This window comes from Porphyromonas sp. (assembly GCF_030529325.1).
In the GTDB taxonomy this organism is placed as follows: Bacteria; Bacteroidota; Bacteroidia; order Bacteroidales; family Porphyromonadaceae; genus Porphyromonas_A.
Genome location: NZ_JAUMXC010000041.1, coordinates 1 through 19,738, shown reverse-complemented (window position 1 = coordinate 19,738; position 19,738 = coordinate 1). Strand labels below are relative to the sequence as shown.

At 42.1% G+C, this 19,738-nt stretch carries 19 protein-coding genes; 6 read left to right on the top strand and 13 right to left on the bottom strand.

The genetic code is table 11. The annotated features are described in order from the left end of the window. Nucleotides 1-282: transposase (locus Q4A14_RS06920; protein WP_303170964.1), on the top strand; the 282-nt coding region annotated here is incomplete at its 5' end. 416 nt (nt 283-698) lie between these two features. On the opposite strand, the gene folB is transcribed toward Q4A14_RS06920, so the two are convergent. The 13 genes from folB to Q4A14_RS06855 all read right to left on the bottom strand — a co-directional run bounded on the left by folB (nt 699) and on the right by Q4A14_RS06855 (nt 12,776). Further along, nucleotides 699-1,079, bottom strand: a complete 381-nt coding sequence (folB, locus tag Q4A14_RS06915) for a dihydroneopterin aldolase (RefSeq protein WP_303170963.1) — start codon at nt 1,077-1,079, stop codon at nt 699-701. A 20-nt stretch (nt 1,080-1,099) separates the two neighbouring features. Further along, nucleotides 1,100-2,182 carry a chorismate mutase gene (locus Q4A14_RS06910; RefSeq protein ID WP_303170962.1) on the bottom strand — a complete coding sequence of 361 codons (1,083 nt, stop codon included), beginning with the start codon at nt 2,180-2,182 and terminating at the stop codon, nt 1,100-1,102. A gap of 21 nt (nt 2,183-2,203) precedes the next feature. Next, nucleotides 2,204-3,217, bottom strand: coding sequence for a bifunctional oligoribonuclease/PAP phosphatase NrnA (locus Q4A14_RS06905; protein ID WP_303170961.1), 1,014 nt, complete (start codon nt 3,215-3,217; stop codon nt 2,204-2,206). After that, nucleotides 3,214-4,560, bottom strand: a complete 1,347-nt coding sequence (locus tag Q4A14_RS06900; protein ID WP_303170960.1) for a DEAD/DEAH box helicase — start codon at nt 4,558-4,560, stop codon at nt 3,214-3,216. Before Q4A14_RS06900 ends, Q4A14_RS06905 begins: the two co-directional genes overlap by 4 nt. A gap of 23 nt (nt 4,561-4,583) precedes the next feature. After that, on the bottom strand, nt 4,584-5,405 hold the full coding sequence (locus tag Q4A14_RS06895) for a transporter substrate-binding domain-containing protein (protein ID WP_303170958.1): 822 nt from the start codon (nt 5,403-5,405) through the stop codon (nt 4,584-4,586). Between the two features lie 4 nt (nt 5,406-5,409). Then, complete coding sequence (locus Q4A14_RS06890) at nt 5,410-7,440, bottom strand: putative porin (RefSeq protein WP_303170957.1); 2,031 nt, start codon at nt 7,438-7,440, stop codon at nt 5,410-5,412. Between the two features lie 14 nt (nt 7,441-7,454). Then, the gene (locus Q4A14_RS06885; RefSeq protein WP_303170956.1) at nt 7,455-8,810 is read right to left on the bottom strand and encodes a dihydroorotase; all 1,356 of its coding nucleotides are present in this window, start codon (nt 8,808-8,810) and stop codon (nt 7,455-7,457) included. A gap of 19 nt (nt 8,811-8,829) precedes the next feature. After that, a complete protein-coding gene (locus Q4A14_RS06880; protein WP_303170955.1) occupies nt 8,830-9,597 on the bottom strand; it encodes a polyprenol monophosphomannose synthase in 768 nt (255 codons plus the stop codon). A 48-nt stretch (nt 9,598-9,645) separates the two neighbouring features. Next, entirely contained in the window at nt 9,646-9,981 is a 336-nt protein-coding gene (locus Q4A14_RS06875; protein ID WP_303170954.1) for a hypothetical protein, read from the bottom strand. A gap of 22 nt (nt 9,982-10,003) precedes the next feature. Then, nucleotides 10,004-10,309 (bottom strand): septum formation initiator family protein, encoded by a 306-nt coding sequence (locus tag Q4A14_RS06870; RefSeq protein ID WP_303170953.1) that lies wholly within the window; start codon nt 10,307-10,309, stop codon nt 10,004-10,006. Nucleotides 10,310-10,886: 577 nt separating this feature from the next. Further along, entirely contained in the window at nt 10,887-11,504 is a 618-nt protein-coding gene (locus Q4A14_RS06865) for a Type 1 glutamine amidotransferase-like domain-containing protein (RefSeq protein ID WP_303170952.1), read from the bottom strand. A gap of 6 nt (nt 11,505-11,510) precedes the next feature. Further along, a complete protein-coding gene (locus Q4A14_RS06860) occupies nt 11,511-11,879 on the bottom strand; it encodes a VOC family protein (protein ID WP_303170951.1) in 369 nt (122 codons plus the stop codon). A gap of 75 nt (nt 11,880-11,954) precedes the next feature. Then, entirely contained in the window at nt 11,955-12,776 is an 822-nt protein-coding gene (locus Q4A14_RS06855) for a helix-turn-helix domain-containing protein (protein ID WP_303170950.1), read from the bottom strand. Nucleotides 12,777-13,050: 274 nt separating this feature from the next. Here Q4A14_RS06855 and Q4A14_RS06850 point away from each other — a divergent pair, with 274 nt between their 5' ends. The 5 genes from Q4A14_RS06850 (at nt 13,051) to Q4A14_RS06830 (ending at nt 19,386) form a co-directional block, all read left to right on the top strand. After that, entirely contained in the window at nt 13,051-13,800 is a 750-nt protein-coding gene (locus Q4A14_RS06850) for an ABC transporter permease (RefSeq protein ID WP_303170949.1), read from the top strand. Between the two features lie 16 nt (nt 13,801-13,816). Next, nucleotides 13,817-14,545: an ABC transporter ATP-binding protein gene (locus Q4A14_RS06845; RefSeq protein WP_303170948.1), complete on the top strand. Its 729-nt coding sequence runs from the start codon at nt 13,817-13,819 to the stop codon at nt 14,543-14,545. Nucleotides 14,546-14,590: 45 nt separating this feature from the next. Beyond that, complete coding sequence (locus Q4A14_RS06840) at nt 14,591-16,309, top strand: glutamine--tRNA ligase/YqeY domain fusion protein (protein WP_303170947.1); 1,719 nt, start codon at nt 14,591-14,593, stop codon at nt 16,307-16,309. A 69-nt stretch (nt 16,310-16,378) separates the two neighbouring features. Next, nucleotides 16,379-17,707, top strand: coding sequence for a peptidylprolyl isomerase (locus Q4A14_RS06835; protein WP_303170946.1), 1,329 nt, complete (start codon nt 16,379-16,381; stop codon nt 17,705-17,707). Next, complete coding sequence (locus tag Q4A14_RS06830; RefSeq protein ID WP_303170945.1) at nt 17,692-19,386, top strand: OstA-like protein; 1,695 nt, start codon at nt 17,692-17,694, stop codon at nt 19,384-19,386. The genes Q4A14_RS06835 and Q4A14_RS06830 overlap by 16 nt, the downstream gene beginning before the upstream one ends. Nucleotides 19,387-19,738 lie beyond the last annotated feature (352 nt).

The following is a 19,738-nucleotide window of genomic DNA, read 5'->3' as shown; positions in this document are numbered from 1 at the left end:
GAACGTCGGGGGAAAAGCTACAGGAGTCTGCTCTCCTTATCGGCACCTCGCAATATAGGCTACTTCACTTACCTGATGTTCCCGGAGGGTGTTCGTCGTATGATTTACTCGACGAATTGGGTGGAGCGTCTCAATCGGAGCTATAAGCGTACGTTGCGCATGCGTGGGGCTCTTCCCTCGGCTGATGCCGTGGTCTTTCTCCTCGGATCTGTTGCCCGAGAAATGACCGAAAGGACTTACGCAAGGAGGTTACCCTATTTCCAAGAGTGGAGCACCAAATAAATGAGTAATGAGTAATAACAGGAAAAACTCAAAGTTTTTTTCCCCTGGGGCATGCCCCAGGGGAAAAAGGGAGAACTAACCTTACACACTTTTTCGGACACTACCAAAAATACCATCTAATCATGATAAAGACAGATCAACTTATGATACAAATCGGTCTCTGTCAGACTAAATAAAGTGTCAATTAAACTCAACAAAGGTCACAATTATAGATATACCTTACAATCCCATTGATTAGGTAAACAATATCAAAAATCATACCTTATTTTCGGTAAAAAAGCACATTCTATACACTAAGTGATCAAATGATAACAAGAAATTTACTTGCCTCCTCTTTCACAAAAAAGTGCCACTCTTGACTTTCGATCAAGAATGGCACTTTTAGCATTTGCCTAAGGGTATTGGGCCCGAAAGAATCATTGATTGGCAAAACAGACCTTTGCTGAGAACGCAAGCCTCTGAGCCTGATAGTTGGGGACCGGTGGCGCATTCTTCTCAACCTCAATCAGAGCCTCGGTAATCATAGGATACTCTCTCTCCAAGCGCAAAAGGACTCGCCAGGCTGCATGCTCAATAAGTTTGGAGGGAGTGGACATTTCCTCCTGAATGAGCTCATATAATTCAGCATAATTGACGGTACCGGTCAATTTGTCATCCAACATTGCCTTAGAAGCATCAAACAATACCTCAAGCGTAACATGAAATTGATTGCCGACAAGTGTCTCATGTGCCATAACTCCGTGTCGAGCATATACCACGACACGTTCGAGCCTAATCTTTGTTTCCTTGATATGCATAACCTTTAATATCTAACGGATTAACTTATAATTTCACTCTGCTGTTTTAGCGAAGCATCGTGAATAAGATCAAATATGTCTCTTGCGAGTTCAGGAGAAACTCCATAGCGCTCTGCTCGCCTCTCCCTATCACTCATCATGAACTCATAACGTTTGGACTGAAAAGCAGTTTTGGCATTGGTAGCCTTCCAATGACCTATTTCCTCGGATATGGCAGAACGTTCGCCAAGCAATCTGATTATTTCGTCATCTATCTCATCAATGCGTTGGCGCAACCTCTCAATATCTTCTCCAAGACATGGATCACAGTCGCCTATTTTAAGACCTTGAATAATCTCACTAAGCGTGTTGGGGGTAATTTGCTGAGCAGAATCACTCCATGCCTGATCCGGCCGGCAATGACACTCTATGAATAACCCGTCGTAACACCTGTCCATTGCCTCCTGAGAAACTTCTGCAATAAGGCTACGGTCTCCGGTTATATGGCTTGGATCACAAAAGAAAGGAAGTGAAGGATAAATTTGTCTCATCCGTGTCGGAATCTTCCATATAGGGAGATTCCGATAATGTGTCTTATGCCCGGGACCAAACCCTCTATGTATGGCAGCAAGACGTGTAATCCCATAAGAATTCAGACGTTGGATCGCGCCCAACCAAAGATGCATATCCGGAGCAATAGGATTTTTAACCATCACAGCTATGTCATGCCCTTTGAGCTCCTTTGCAATCTCATCCAATGTGAAGGGATTGGATGTAGTACGTGCTCCAATCCAGACCATATCTACACCATATGCCAAAGCGACCTTGACATGATATGGGCTTGCAACCTCAACGCCAATCTTCAGTCCGGTCAAATCTCGTGCTTCAACCAACCATGAAAGAGCGTCCTCACCAACCCCCTCAAAGCCTCCGGGATAAGTACGCGGTTTCCAGACACCGGCTCGGAATACTCGTACTCTCCCCGACGCTTCAAGCTCCTTTGCTGTGCTGATCACCTGTTCTCTGGTCTCGGCACTACAAGGACCGGAGATAATGAGAGGCTTTTCGCCTAGAAGATCAGGAAATAACGGAGTCAGATGCAAAGGTATATTCTTTACTTCCATGGGTATAAAATTTGGTCTTATTTATGGATGCATGACCTTAAGCGCCTTGAGCACAAGATCATACGTATTACTCAAAGAGTCATAGACCTCTGCACCGGAGGCATTCTTGTGCCCACCTCCATTAAAAAAGTTCCTTGCAAAAACATTGGTCGGGAATTCACCTTTGGACCGCAGGGATATCTTAGTCATGTTATTCACCTCAAAGATAAACACTGAGAATTCGATATCTTTTGCCTCAAGAGGGACATTCACAAGGCCTTCGGTATCTCCAACCTTGTAGTTATACTCCAGCTTTTCGCGATTAGTCAGTGTGATGATAGCAGTCTTATACTCAGGAAAGACCCTCATGTTATTCATTATAGCATGGGCATTAAGACGGATTCGATCTACCGAAAAACCACGTTGAACAGCCGCAGTGAGAAAGTCCTTGCGCATCCCCTTTTCGAGGAGGGCAGATATTGTTGTATATATATCCGGATCCTCGGAGTTGTAAGAAAAGTTCCCGGTATCTGTCATCATCCCCCAATAGATCGCCTCCGCAACATCCTGATCAACATATGACATCCACCCTAACTCCTCTAATAGATGGTAGAGAAGAAGACATGTCGAAGACATCTCCGGATATGAAAAGGTGATATCCGCAAATGGACTTGGATGAAGATGGTGATCAATCAAGACTTTAAAGGCTCTCGCTCTTTCAAGATGATCGCTGAGCCCTTCAACTCTTTTAGGCTCGTTGAAATCCATGCAAAAAATCATTTCTGCCGACTCTATGGCAGCGATAGCCTTCTCTGCCTCTGTACGTGCGATGATTGTATCATCTATACCATGTAAAACTACAAAACTATCAGGATAGTAACTGGGATAAACGACGCGGGTATCATGTCCTAATAAGCGTAGGACCTTGGAGAGAGCTAGAGTCGATCCGACGGCATCGCCGTCAGGTGACACGTGCGAAATAAGTGTAATCTTACGAGGAGCTAATAATTGATCTTTTAGTGCTTGTATATCTTTTGAGTCAAAAGTTGGTTTCATATGTTGGGTTTATCCTTTGGTTGATTAGGATTAGAATTGTTATTGTTTCTTTTCTTGTTTCGTCTGTATTTGCGATGTTGAGATTGTTGAGTATTTTCATCTGCGTTATCAGATGACGTATTAGCAGGTCGTGCAGACGGCTTTTTCTTACTGTTTCTTCGGGGATTTTTATCTTTACGTTTAATGAAAGTCCTGTCATCTACTAAAGCACGAATGCCTTCAGGCAATTCATTGCTCTTTACTCTGTAACCTAAAAATTTCTCAATGTCTATAAATCGACGTTTATCCTTGGAGGAGACTATGGTGATGGCAGCTCCACTGAGATTTGTTCCACGAGCTGTACGACCAATACGATGGACATAGTCCTCCGGATCGTGGGGAACATCATAGTTTACAACAAGTTCGATATCATCGACGTCTATACCTCGAGAGATAATATCTGTCGCGACAATTGTCTCGATCTTACCGGCCTTGAAGTCTCTCATCACGTCCTCTCTAACGCTTTGATCAAGATCAGAGTGCATCTCCATAACCTTAAGACCTCTCATTGAGAGTTCTCTCTTCATCTGCTTTACACGATCTTTTGAAGCAAAGAATGTAATGCATCGTTTTGGGCGGAGTTTAGTCAAAAGCTCTATGAGGAGCGCAGGCTTATCATCATCATGACAATAGTATACACTTTGATTGATACTTTCGGGGGGACGAGATACTGCGATATTCACCTCTACCGGATTTTTCATGATCTCTTTTGCCATCTTCCGGATATTGGAGGGCATCGTGGCAGAAAACATTATTGTCTGCACACTCTCCGGCAAATGGCGATATATCTCAATGATATCATCATAGAATCCCATATCTAACATACGGTCAGCCTCATCCAAGACAAAAAAGCTAACCTGGGAAAGATCAACAGTATTCAGATTAAGGTGTGAGATAAGACGGCCCGGAGTCGCAACCACAATATCTGTTCCAAGGCGCAGACCTCGTTTTTGTTGTTCCCATTCTATTCCCCCGGTTCCACCATAAATTGAAACAGCAGATATACCAACAAAATAAGAAAAGGCTTCGATCTGCTGGTCTATCTGTTGAGCTAACTCCCTTGTAGGAGCCATGATGATCACATTGACATGATCAGAACTATATTCTCCTGATGATAGCAGGCTGAGGATAGGCAAGACAAAAGCTGCAGTCTTACCTGTACCTGTCTGAGCACAAGCAATAACGTCATGCCCGTTGAGTATTGGAGGGATGCTTGCCTCTTGTATCGGAGAGGGCTTGACAAAATTCATTGCTTCAAGTCCATCCAATACTCTATCATCTAAATCAAAATCATAAAATGTCATTGATAGATTAACTATTTATTCATTCAACGAATAGGAAGACCATACCTTTTCAGCACAGAGTTCCAACTGTCCGTGCCTTGCATCGTCTCTATCTTTGAGTTGATCACTTGGCACAATTCAGACCTATGGTTATCTAAGAGCCATACCTGATATAAGTCAAAAGCTATACCTGACTCCACAACCAATCCTCCAATACGATCATTGATTGCACGAGCAGTATTTCGATCACATACAGCATAGTCTATTTCTCCATTTTTAACAGCCAGACAAAGACTCTCTGCCGTCTGGCCCGGTTGATCAATGATGACGATATTTGGATATGAAAACTCTTGAAGATTCTTAAGCAAGATACCTACGTCAAGAGCCGATTCAGGAATATGAATAGGGATTTCTTTCAGATCATGAAACGCGTCTGTCCAAGGCCTCTCCAATGAATCCGGTCTATGAACCAAAGCAAAACCAGATACATATAGAGGTTTCGTCGTAGTAACAGACTCCAATGCCTTATTTGTTGACCAAGCAAAAGATGTGGCGTAAATATCAATTTGACCTGAAGAAAGAGCCTCCAAAGCATCATTCCTGGATGCAAAAGGATGCCATTTGATCATTGTATCCGGCAACATCAGAGTCAATAGTTCATATTGAATCCCTGAAAAATTACCATCCATATCCAACCTGAAATCCATAGGAGACAAATCCACGCCCACCCTCAAGGCTACTGAATCTTCTTTTTGAGAAGACTGTGTTGATGTCTCACCACAAGATCGCACTGACAAGTAAAATAATGAACATATCAATAATGTCAAAATAATACTCAGCCAACGATATTGCTTTACTCTTGTCATTTTCTTAGTTTCTCAAATCAACCACAAGCCCTAATCTCACGATCGCCGGGTACTGTGGATAATGAACAGTCGAAAAATAATTTGGTTTAAAAAGTCGAGAAGAAACATTGTAATACTGCACAAAGAATCTAGTTCTCTTGAGGTGCACATTGGCATATATGCTCATCATCGGAGTATCCCCTCCTATGGATATCTCACTCTGAGGTTTGAACAACTGAGTGGTAGGATCATAATAAGGAGCATGATATGCTGTATGATACTTTGCATCAACGCCCAACTGGAGAGTCATAACTTTAGCTATCAAAGCCTTGATATAGAAATTAGAATAAATGGCGATATCAGGCAATGGAGCAACTACATGATCACTTGAGTTTTGCCATACGACACTATTTTCCCAATTAAGAAAGCCCAAACTCAATTTTTGATCTATGCCCAAAGCCAGGACCCTAAAGTTAGTTTTCAATTGATTGGGCTGTGCCTTTTCATCTACGTACAAAGGATTTTGTATTGTTTCAAAATTAGCATGCAGTTCAGTAGCTGTCGCAGGGATACGAAGCCGTCCTCCGGCACGAAGTCTCTGAGTCATCACAAGATCCCTATCCCACTCATGGAGAGTAGCCTTATATCTCTTCAGTAGATATGACGGAGGAGTATTAAACACATTACCATGCACATCAAGGAAGACATCTTTACCGAACAACTTCATGCGTGTATATGCTTCACCATCGATACGAAGTTCTCCCACCTGACTCCCCATAAAAGCAAACTCACCCTGTACATGGTAACCAAAGTTCTTGAGATTCTTGCTACTCAAACGCCCTCCGACATAAGTCGTATTTTCGATTCTATCCAAATTTTGATCGGAGACTCCATATAGAGGCACCCGGTACCTCTTGTGATCGAGAGAGACAAAAGCAGCCAAGCCAAACTTTGCCCACTTGTGAAATCCCTCAAGCAACTCAATACCCAATGTATTGGAGATCTTTACCAAAACCAAAGTATCGTTGGGATAATAAGTTGCATCTATGGGTCTAGGCAATATAGGTTCAGGAAAGTCCTTCAATAGCCCCTGATCCTGCCCTACAAATCTACGGCGTCCCTTCTCGTAATGAAAATCATGAAAGAAAGAGGTTACAGGCGTGAAGTTCTCTACGACACGGACACTATCTCCTCCCTTAATACTATCCGTACGGGTTATACCCAAGGAGAAACGATGATTCAACCTTACAGAGCCGAAGTGGATCCTATTCCACACACCCTTGTACTTCGTGGGGATGTCCTTCAGAAGTAATGACCGACGACCATCAGTAAACTCGTCAGGATTTGTGATGTATCGATCATCTGTAATCCCCCCATTTTCAAGATTTATAGTATTGGTATTGCCTACCGAGAGATAAGCTTGATAGCGATCCCCCTTGTACGAGAGAAAGGCTCTGTATGTAACATTTTTGGATTTTGTCGAAGCGTAGTAACCATTCGCATAGTCATAATCAAACTGTCCTCCAACATTAAGTTTCTTACCAAGGTTGGTCGAAAATAACGTATGAAAGTTTTCCTCAACATTATCCGATCCTCCATTCTTGATATAAGCCAAAGAAGTATAAGGCACTTTTGCATCGAAGAAGCGCATATCCTCCCCTCTATGTATAAGATGGTCGTAGGGATTGGTAAAGTAAAAGTCACCCCATTGATCTAGGGGGCGATCAAAATATATCTTGGACTGATAAGGAGAAGCATATGTACTTGTGTACGCCTCTGCAACGCTAAGTCCCTCTATCGATGAGCGGTGAAAATAGTTGAGCTTCAATGTGTCCAAAAAAGCAGTTTTCACATCTCCTGTCCGCCTAAAGATATATGTCGCATGGAGATTACCGATCCTGTCATTATCACTATCATCATGCTTCTCTATGGCATCACGCTTCCGGAATTGCTCCTCTATCTTATCACGTATCTGTGCCGACAGCATCACTTCACCCAACAGGATACAAGAAAAGATCAAAAGGATGTATCGAATCAGACTCAACTTATTACGCATAGTTTCTCTGTATATCAACGTTTACGATGCTCAAACTCCAATGCCTCAGCAGCATGCACTCCCTGCCACTGATGATCCCTAACGACAATCTGACCATTAAGTATTGTTGTCCTGACTCTATTGTGGAGGGTTGTTCCATTCAAGGGAGTCCACCCACACTTATAGTGCACTTTATCGTCCGTAATATTCCACTCTTCACCACGAGAAACCAAAACAATATCAGCGAAATATCCTTCACGAAGGAAACCTCTCTCCTTGATACCGAACAACTGAGCAGGTCTATGACACATCAAATCGACAACATCCGAAACAGTAAAGACTCCCTGATCTACCAACTCTAAACTCAGAGCCAAAGAATGCTCGACAAGAGGGCCACCGGATGCAGCTTTCAACGCGCCACCCTCCTTTTCGCTCATCAAATGTGGAGCATGATCCGTTGCTATGACATCCACCTGTCTTACCTTTGCGGCTTGTCTCAGAGCATCCCTGTCGTGTACAGTCTTTACGGCCGGGTTCCATTTGATCCGCGTCCCCAAGGTCTCGTACTGAGAGTCATCAAACCACAAGTGATGGACGCAGACTTCTGCGGTGATATGCTTCTCAGACAAAGGTCTATCAGCACTGAAAAACTCCAATTCTTTCGCTGTTGACAGATGCAAAACATGGAGGCGAGCCCCGGTTTCCTTAGCCAAGGCTACGGCCCGACGAGTAGACTCATAGCAAGCCTCTTCACTTCTTATCGAAGGGTGAAATCGCACCGGGATATCATCGCCATACTTTTCTATATATGTTTCTTTATTGCGACGAATCACATCCTCACTCTCACTGTGTATTGCGATGAGTACCGGTGATTCTGCAAATATCCGTCTGAGAGTTTCCTGTCTATCCACCAACATATTACCTGTTGAGGCACCCATAAAAACCTTGACTCCGGGAGTATGCACAAGGTCTAGTTGACCAAGGACATCTGCATTGTCATTGGTCGCCCCCATGTAAAAGGAATAATTGGCATACGAAGTCTTAGCAGCAAGAACCATTTTGTCTCTCCAAGCCTCGATAGAAGTAGTCTGAGGATTAGTATTAGGCATATCCATGAAAGAGGTTACTCCACCCATGAGAGCAGCCTTGCTCTCTGTCTCCAAAGAGCCCTTATGGGTAAGCCCCGGATCTCTGAAATGGACCTGATCATCTATGACACCGGGGATACACATCATACCCTTGGCTTCTATCACTTCGGAGATATCGCTCGGCATATCCACGCCCTCCCCTTCGATCACACGGCTAATCCTTTTGCCTGAGATTTCTATCGATCCGATGTACTCTGTGCCTTCATTGACAATGAGTGCATCTTTTATCCATATCTTATGCATAGATCATTTTGCTATTAAGTCATTGTTTTTCTTGCCTCACAAAGATATTATGTCCCTTCTGCGGAAATCTTTTAGTCATCCCCCACCACTTAAGTTTAAGAACCCCAAAAAGAGCCTCTCCAAAGATTGAAGTATTCATCTTGGAGGTTCCCTCCACTCTATTTACGAAGATGATGGGAACTTCTGTGATCGTAAAACCGCACAACATTGCAGTATACTTCATCTCTATCTGAAAAGCATAACCTTTGAAGTGTATCTTATCCAACTCTATGGTCTTCAGCACCTCTGCCCTATAGCAGACAAATCCTGCTGTTGCGTCTCTTACCAACATGCCTGTCACCATACGCACGTAGACAGATGCAAAGTATGACATAAGTACGCGACCAAGTGGCCAATTGACCACATTGACGCCATTACAATATCTGGAACCTATGGCAACATCCGCACCCGCATCAGTACATGCCCTATATAATTTTGGGAGATCATTTGGATTGTGACTGAAATCCGCATCCATCTCAATGATATAGTCATAGTCATGAATCAAAGCCCATTCAAACCCCGCAAGATAAGCAGTTCCCAAACCTTGCTTACCAGGGCGCTCCAGCAAAAAGACTCGCTCCGGGTACTCCACTATCAATTGTTTGACAACACCAGCTGTGCCATCAGGCGAATTGTCGTCTACAACAAGTACATCAAAAAACTCCTTTAACTCAATCACCGCGGTAACAATATTGCGGATATTTTCGATCTCGTTGTATGTAGGAATGATGACTAACTTTCTATCCATTGATTTTTAAAATATAAACGCATTCATTTGCACTGCAAGTTTCCTCCATCAATCTCGCTTTGCCAAGAGACTGTACATCACGTATATTGAGGCTATGGCAAAAAGGATTACCCAGACATTGGATCTCTCGTACATAAATCCACTCGATACGATATAAAAAAGAGAGCCTATAAACCCCATTCTATTAAGTCTTCGTTCACGCGCTACGCCTCCACGTACAGCGAGTGAAGAAAGAAGAAAATATGAAGTAAGGCCGATAGCTCCAATGATGAAGAGCCACACGGTCCATGTCAGAGCCAAGATGTACAAAGATGAACCAAGGATAATGAGCAGAAACGAAACATACAGAAGTATCGTAGCTATGGTAGGGGAAAAGCCTTTCATGACTCGTAATTGATTGAATATATTAGTCCTTCAAGATATAGAGATCCTCATCCTCAGCCTTCATGAGGAATCTCTCACGTGCATACTTCTCAAGTTTTTCTCTCTTGAACCTCAACTGATCGAGTTTTATATGATCTTCTTCTATCTTTTTCTTCAATCGATCTCGCTCCTTGATCATAGACTTCAGTTGTGAACTATACTCGATTTGGCTGAAAATGCTGTCATCACTGGGATACAACAGCAACAACAATCCTATTACAGCCATTACAACAAAAGGATTGAGAGCCTTTATCCTATTGAATATATTTATGATATTATCTTTTTTCATCTACATAAAGTACATCTGATTATGGTATTGTTCAAAGGTACGAAAAATCGATTAACTTGAGAGTGATATAACAAATTCCACAGGGCAACCGCATCAAAAATCTCGACAAAATACAAGTTGCTAATTTTCAAATGATTGCATTTTGAGGATTATATTCAAAGATAAAGAATGTACTCAAAACTATGATTGATAATCAGACACTTACATTTTGATGCGGTTGCCCTGCAAAGTCCAACCCACAAGTGCCCCATGATCCGCTTCCAGCTATTATGAAGGGTTGCTTTTCGAGAAAAAATGAAAAATCTGCCTTGATAAATCAGAGCAGACTTTTCACTTTAGACCAAGATCAAATAAAGAGACCTACCAGTCTACACATAATCGATATATTAGAGGAATAAAAAACACACAGAATCGCCAAAGATTTAGCATTAGCTGAGGAGGACTAAAAAAGTTGTCTAACTTGATCCGTCAAGTTAGACACATCGAATTCGACCTTTAGCCTCCCTTTTCTTCAGGCCCTATAAGAAGTCACAAAATAATTGCGTAAAATTTCATTCAAAGGGGTATTTTGAACGAGTCACATCGACTGCACCCTGACGCTTTCGTTTTCAACACAAATAGCTTGTGAATTGCTGATGGGGCACAAGTCCAATGCATCCTGATATTTAGACAGAATTTCCTCAACAACTCTGATAAAAGGAAAATTGGTATGATGCGGGACAGTATAAAAATCAACTACACCAAGTCCGGAAAAAGATGTAAGCTCCAACGCATACTCGGTACTATCCATAAGAGTGGCATATTCAAGATAGGGCGAAAGTATCATTGCTCCCGCAGACTCCCCGACATAGATCTTACCGCTTGAGATCTGCTCTTTGATGATTTTGTCTGCGCCCGATTTTTGCAGCTCTTGAAGCAGAAAAAAGGTATTGCCCCCTGTTATGTATATAAGATCGTTCGCCCTTAACTTAGCCTCGACATCCTCTCCTGTAGCCGTTGACACATCTAGTTCATCAATGACACATCCCATTTTTTCGAGAGCTTTCCTTCCGGCTTTGACGTAGAACCTCACTTTTTCAGTTAGACTGGCAGTTGGGATAAAAGTCACAACATTTCCCCTTAAATCCCCCATTACAAAATTGTTAAACAAAGGAGCCACATCGCTGAATGATGAACACAAAAATATCTTCCTCATCTTTGATTATTTTTGGGAATGCAAACCGAGTTTATTACCCTCAGAGTCAAGAAACAAAGCAAAAAAGCCCATTTCAGGATCGATCTCAGTTTTTGGCAGAAGAACTATTCCCCCACTCACTTCTATCTGATCCAGTATGGGTTGCAAGTCATCTTGTGCATCAAAGTAAACCAAAACACCTTGATCTGAAGGTAGGGTATTTTTATCTTTTATGATACAGATATTCATCTCCTCATCTTCATGTGAAAATACTCCCATCAGTGTATCGTCCATATCAACTTCATGTATATGCACCCCAAAAACAGCTTGATAAAATGCTACTGCCCTTGAGAAGTCCAGTACAGGGATTTCTACTATTGAAATAAGATTTTTCATAACCTCCAATTTTTGTTGTTATTATGACACAAAGTTAGAATATCCACTTCATACGAAATTGTACAGATGCGACGCTTATTCTTCAGAGTACATCAGCGAAGCCACTTCCATAGAAGCATCTTGTCCAAAAGAACGAGGTGTAGTTCCTACAAACTCCTTGAACTCTCGAATAAAATGAGCTTGATCATAATAATCAGCCTCATAAGCGATACGACAGAGCTTATCCGTCGGGTGGTTTAACAATATCCGCAAAGCTGTTTGCAACCGAATAACTCGACTCAATTGCTTGGGACTAAGGCCAACTTGTTGTGTGAATTTGCGTTCAAGTTGCCGTCGATTAGTACCACAATCTTCCAAAAGAGTGTGAATGGATCTATTTCCATTCGCCTGAACCAAGGCAGAGATAGTATTCTTTATGACATGATCAATCGTCTCCTGCGTGTTGATTTTCTCAATGAGAAGATGTTCTATCACTGCAATCCTCTCTTGAGTGGTCTCTGCTTGATTAATCTGTTGTATCACCTCACCTGAAAATGCCTCATCAAAAACATCTCGCAATGGGAGGACTTTATCAGTTAAATCTCGGAGAGGTCGCTTGATGAGATTAGAAAAACCGTAAGGCAGAAATCGTACAGCAAAAGTATCAACAACTCCCGTCGGCTCAAAGAAAAATGGCTTCACGGGATGCCCTAGTATCATCGCACGAGGCTGCAAACTATAACCAACCTCATCGGAGTATGATCGCACATCATCTGCAAGATGAAAGATCATCTCAATGTACCCGTCAACAATAGCTCTTTGCTTTTGCGGAGAAGGTTCTGCAGGCACCTCCAAGATCCAATAGCACTTTACAAAGTCCTGCAAATCGGGATGTGGTTGGAAAGTTTGATAGTTCATTTTGTGCGAAATCTTTTATTTCCATAAAGATAGACTTTTATCTTCTGCAGCAATACATATTACTAAACATTACAGTGCCAACGAAACGATGAACCTTAAAAGTGTTATATCAGAGATCGTCCTGGTCATCTATGCATATTTATATAGGAGAAATACGTATCTTTGCTTATCTATGCCCTATTGGCATAGTAAACCAACCATAGCACAATATAGAAACGGTTCTAAGCTATAGACGCGAGAAGCCGTGAATAGAGCAAAGACATAATATTGGCTTATGATATTACGAAGCAAGATCGAAACGTTTGGAGAATACACGCTGATCCTACGGGAAGTTTTCCGTAAACCGGGACGTTGGCGTATGTTTTTTCGTGAGTTGAGACGGGAAATGTACAGTCTTGGAGTGGACTCTCTTTGGATCGTCCTTGTAATATCATTTTTCATTGGTTCGGTCATCACAATACAGTTGGGGATAAATATGTCATCCCCCCTCATTCCAAAATTCACAATAGGATTTACTGCCCGGGAGGTCATACTCTTGGAATTCTCATCCACCATCATGGGGCTAATCCTTGCAGGGAAGGTCGGAAGTAGTATTGCTAGTGAAATCGGAACTATGAGAGTCACAGAGCAAATAGATGCAATGGATATCATGGGAGTGAACTCTGCTAACTACCTCATACTTCCCAAAATTATGGGATTGATGCTTATGATACCTTTCCTTGTTATCCTCAGCATGTTTATCGGGATAGGAGGAGGATATATTGCATGCACTCTTTCCGGAGATGTGCCGCCATCAGAGTTTGTGCGAGGGATACAGTTCAGCTTCAATGCATTCTATGTCTTCTACTCCATCATCAAAGCTGTGGTATACGCATTTCTCATCACAAGTATTGCAGCATACTACGGATATACCGTAAAAGGAGGAGCACTTCAGGTCGGTAAAGCGAGTACGAAAGCCGTGGTAAGTAGCAGTATATCGATCCTCGTGGCAGACTTGCTTTTGACCCAGATGTTGTTGGTCTAATACATAAGAAAGGACTATGATCGAAGTAAAATCGGTAGAAAAAAAATTTGACACCAAGGAAGTACTCAGAGGTATCTCTGCGACATTCAAGGAGGGCGAATGCTCCCTTGTCATCGGGAAAAGTGGGGCCGGTAAAACCGTACTTCTAAAAACTATAGTAGGGCTGATGCCCCCGGACAAGGGAGAGGTTATGTATGACAATACGTCCCTGTATGACTTGGGTTCGGAAGATCTTAAAGCCCTACGACAGCAGGTGGGGATGCTCTTTCAAGGTTCCGCACTTTTTGACAGCATGACAATATTTGAAAACATTATGTTCCCTCTTGATATGTTTTCTAACTACAAACCTGGGCAACGTGTCCAAATAGCCAAGGATTGCATTGAGCGCGTCAAACTTTATGATGCGAGATATAAATATCCTGCAGAAGTCAGTGGCGGTATGATGAAGCGTGCTGCGATTGCGAGGGCTATCGCACTCGAGCCAAAATACCTTTTTTGCGATGAGCCAAATTCAGGGTTGGACCCGGAAACATCAAGACACATAGATGAACTCATCAGCACCATAACCAAGGAATCCAACATCACAACGGTAATAAATACCCATGACATGAAGTCTGTAACAAACATAGGTGATCATGTGATCTTTGTGAACAAAGGTAAAATTTCCTGGGAGGGTAAGGGTGCTGATATACATAGGTCTGACAACGAAAAATTGAAACACTTCGTATTTGTCAGCGAATTGTAATCAACCTCGGGTAAAGAAAAAACGAAATATAAGATATATAGTTTTATGAGTATCGAAAAAGAAACAAAAGAGGTAATGGAAAAGTCTCTCAACTTCATCGAACAAATTGTCGAACAAGATCTGAAAAATGGTCTGAATAACGGACGTATCCAAACTCGGTTTCCACCGGAACCCAACGGGTATCTGCACATCGGACATGCCAAAGCCGTATGTATAGACTTTGGGATAGCTCAAAAATATGGTGGGATATGTAATTTACGCTTTGACGATACCAACCCTGTCAAAGAGGACGTAGAGTATGTAGATGCGATCAAGGAAGATATAAACTGGCTGGGCTTTCAGTGGGAAAATGTTTACTATGCCTCTGACTACTTCCATCAACTTTATGACTTTGCAGTAGACCTCATCAAAAAAGGGCACGCATATGTAGACGAACAATCATCGGAAGAGATCGCTCGACAAAAAGGGACACCTACAACTCCGGGGATCGCAAGTCCTTATCGTGATAGACCTGTGGAAGAAAATCTTGACCTGTTCCGACGCATGAAGGAAGGAGAGTTCCCTGAAGGAGCCATGACGTTGCGAGCAAAGATAGACATGGCAAGTTCAAACATGCATTTCAGAGATCCTATCATCTACCGCATCATTCATCATCCCCACCATCGCACGGGCAACGAGTGGTGTATTTACCCCATGTATGACTTTGCACATGGACAGAGTGACTATTTTGAAGGTGTGACTCACTCAATCTGTACATTGGAGTTTGTTGTCCACCGCCCTCTATATGATTATCTTGTGGATCTTCTCAAAAAAGATGATTACAGACCACATCAATATGAGTTCAATAGGCTTAACCTCACCTACACAATGATGAGTAAAAGAAAGCTACTTGAGCTTGTCCAACGTAATCTAGTACATGGATGGGATGACCCTCGTATGCCTACCCTATGCGGCCTCCGCCGTCGTGGCTATACCCCTCGATCAATCCGAAACTTTGTTGACAAGATTGGTTACACAAAGTACGATGGTACTATAGATATTGCATTACTTGAACACGCTGTACGAGATGATCTTAACGAAGTTGCAGAACGTGCAAGTGTAGTCATAGATCCTATCAAACTTATCATCACAAACTACCCCGACGGCAAGGTCGAATATATGCCAAGTGTCAACAACCCTCAGGATGAAAATAGTGGGACTCACGACATCGCATTTTCAAGAGAACTTTACATCGAACGCGAAGACTTCATGGAGGATGCTCCCAAGAAATACTTCCGCCTGACTCCGGGACAAGAAGTAAGGCTGCGTTGTGCCTACATCATCAAATGTACAGGATGCAAAAAGGATGCAGAAGGTAACATCATAGAGGTTTATGCTGAATACGACGAGCAGACTAGAAGTGGAATGCCAGAAAGCAACAAAAAAGTCAAAGGAACAATCCATTGGGTCTCTGTAGATCATGCTTTGCCGGTTGAGGTTAGACTGTATGATAGGCTCTTCACTGTAGAAGATCCGGCATCTGCAGACGTGAAAGATATCTCGGAACTTCTTAATCCCGATTCGGAAACAATCATCCCAAAAGCATATGCAGAGGAGTGGCTTGCTAAAGCTAAACCGGGAGAGCATTACCAATTCCAACGTGTGGGATATTTTACGGTGGACAAAGACTCGACTCCTGATCACATCATATTTAACCGTACAGTATCTCTAAAAGACTCTTGGAGTAAAGTTAAAGACAAACAAGTAATACAAAACAGACGATAAAGAAAGAATACTCTGATTATGGGATATTATAAATTAAAAGTATTGATAATCATTCTTTTCCTGTGTACAATGAGTATTTCCTCTTATGCACAGAAAAGAAATGTCATTGATCAAGTGGCATGGATCGTCGGGGACGAGCCAATACTCCTTTCTGACATAGAGAAGCAAAGGCTTTACTATGAATCTCAAGGAGAAAAGTTTGATTTGGATGCAAGATGTGTTATCTCTGAAAAGATTGCGATCCAGAAACTGTTTCTTAACCAAGCTAAGATTGATAGTATTCAACCCAATGAGACTGCAATAATACAAGATGTCAATAGATGGATAGAGCAAACTATCAATCAAATAGGAAGCCAAGAGAAACTCGAAGAGTATCTTGGAAGAAGCCTTTCTCAGATCAGAGAGGAACGCCGCAAGATTGTGCGTGAAGAATACACAGTGCAAGCAGTCCAACGAAAACTTGTATCAGACATCAAGCTATCTCCATCAGAAGTCACCAGATTTTACGAAAGCATCGAGAAAGACAGCCTGCCATTCATCCCCACAACCATTGAAACACAGATCATAACGGTAGAACCAAGGATTGCACCTAAGGAAATTGATGACATCAAAAGCAAACTTAGGGAATATAGTGAACAGATATCTTCGGGGTCAAGAGACTTCAGTATCATAGCACGCTTATACTCCCAAGATCAGGCGACCGCACTTTACGGTGGAGAAATGGGGTTTGTGAGTAAGGCGGAGCTTGAGCCGGAATTTGCACACGTTGCTTTCGGACTTGGAGATACTAAAAAAGTCTCTCGTATCGTTAAAACAGCAAAGGGCTACCATATCATGCAACTCATTGAAAAGAGAGGCGATCGAATCAACCTAAGGCACATCATGCTGAAACCCGAAGTTTCGGATGAAAATACCAGAAGAGCTGAAGCCCAGTTGGACTCTATTACCAATCTTATCCGTAAAGATTCTCTCTCATTTGAAATTGCCGCAAATTACTTCTCCTATGATGAAGACACAAGAAACAGCAATGGTTTGATGGTAAACACATCGGAAAAGAGTTCCTTTTACGGTACCTCAAAGTTCGAAATGGCTGATCTCCCAAGAGAAGTGTCCACACACATTGCAAAACTCAAAGAAGGGGAGATATCCTCACCTTTCATCATGAAAGATAAAAATAACAACACTGTAGTAGCAGTAGTCAAGCTCAAACGTCGTATAGAAGGACATAGAGCGAATATAACCGAAGACTACCAAATCATCAAAGACATTGTGCTACAGAAGAAGAGGGCCGAAGTCATAGATAAGTGGATCAAACAAAAACAAAAGGAAACTTTTGTCAAGATCAGCCCTGACTTCCAACAATGTCAATTTAACTATCCAGGATGGATAAAGCAGTAAAAATCTTCTCCGGCCTTTTTGTACTCGGAGCCTTTATCCTTTTATCCAGAGCAGGAATGCCGTCTTATGCTCACAAGCTACCGGCATATATCATCCGTTCTATTGATGAGACAAGGGACTCCACCGCTCAGAAAAAGGAAAAGGAGCGTATATTCATAGAAAATGTGGATATATGGTCTTTTGACAAAAGCATGAATCCCGATGCTCAAGTCCTAAAAGGTAATGTCATCTTCAAGCATAATAATGGGTATATGTACTGTGACAGTGCCCTACTCTATGAGATGAAAAACACCTTTGAAGCCTTTGGAGATGTCAGATTTACCCAAGGAGATAGTCTCAATATCTACTGCAGGTATATGAAATACGATGGTGCTACCATGATTGCGGAGTTACGTGAAAACGTGCGTATGGAGCACGGAGGCACGACATTATTTACCGACAGCTTCGACTACGACCGTGTCAAAGGAGTCGGTTATTATTTTGACAATGGGACTATCACCGACACTCTCAATACTCTTTACTCGGTCTATGGAGAATACCGAACAGCTACCAAAAAGGCGATTTTCAATGAAAAGGTCAAACTTGAAAATCCAAACTTTACGCTTTTCTCCGATACTCTCCATTACGACACCAACACAAAGATTGCAACCATCCTTAGTCCAACTACCATACAGGGAGACAGTGGTTATATAGAGACCAGTAGGGGTATTTATCATACAGAGCAGGATCAAGCCATCTTGCTTGATCGTTCCCGTCTATACTCGGGCTCACGATTCATGACTAGTGATTCGATTTACTATGATCGCAAAAAAGGTCTTGCAGAGATGTATAGGGGCGTTATCCTCAAAGACACGGCGGACAAAGTAGAGCTTAGAGGCGGATATGCGGAATATTACGAACAAAAAGAGTACGGAAAAGCAACAGATAAAGCTTATTTACTCGAATATTCATCGCAAGACACCCTTTACGCCCATGCTTTACTTATGGAGCTGATCAAAGTAGACTCTACCACCAAACTTATTAAAGGATTGGGCAACGTGCGCCTCTTCCGTCAGGATGTGCAGGCTGTCTGTGACACAATGATATACAACTCAAATGACTCCATCATGAAATGCCTCGGCAATCCATTTATGTGGAACGGCAAGACTCAGATTACCGGAGACTCCGTGACTATGTTTATGCGTGAGGGAGCACTTAGGGAAGCCATCATAGAAGAAAATGCTATTGTTGCTCAGGAACTTGATAGAGTCCACTATAATCAGATGAAAGGCAATTCTATCAAGGCTTACTTAAGCAATAGTAAGCTGGACTCTCTGCGTACAGAGGGTAATGCTGAGACAATCTACTATAGCATGGAGAAAGACAGTACTCTCAGTTCTCATATAAAAACACAAAGTAGTGCGATATTCATCAAATTCAAAAATGAGGAAATAGAGTATATCAAACTTCTTGAACAAACAAAGGGAATGATGAAACCTGTGCCTATGCTTGTTGAAATGGATAAATTCTTCCCGAACTTCATGTGGTTTGAAGAGGGAAGACCCAAAAACTTTGCTGATATTTTCAGGTCTACTCCTCGTCCAAAAAAATCCAACGCATCCCCGGAAAAAGAAGTTGCAGATCAAAAAATGAAGAATAATCTGCCAATGGAAGATCGCAGAGAAGAAAAAGACACATGATCGAGTAAAATATCTGTTTTTAAGATAAGACAAGGTCCGAGAGTATTATATCTCTCGGACCTTGTCAGCATAAATACCCTTGTGAATATCCAAAATCAGGGAGACTACATCGCTACAAGCTTATAGACCTTGATCTTATCGCTCTAAATCCATACCAAAAAGAGTTCTCATATAGGACATTGGTCTGACAGCAAATATCAGGTTCACATACCCACGAAAATCCTTCCTTATCAAGTAAACGATACAACCTTCAAAAACAAGGTGCCTACCTTAATGAATCAAGATAGAGACTTCGATTCAGGTAGTGTCCGAAAAAGTGTGTAAGGTTAGTTCTCCCTTTTTCCCCTGGGGC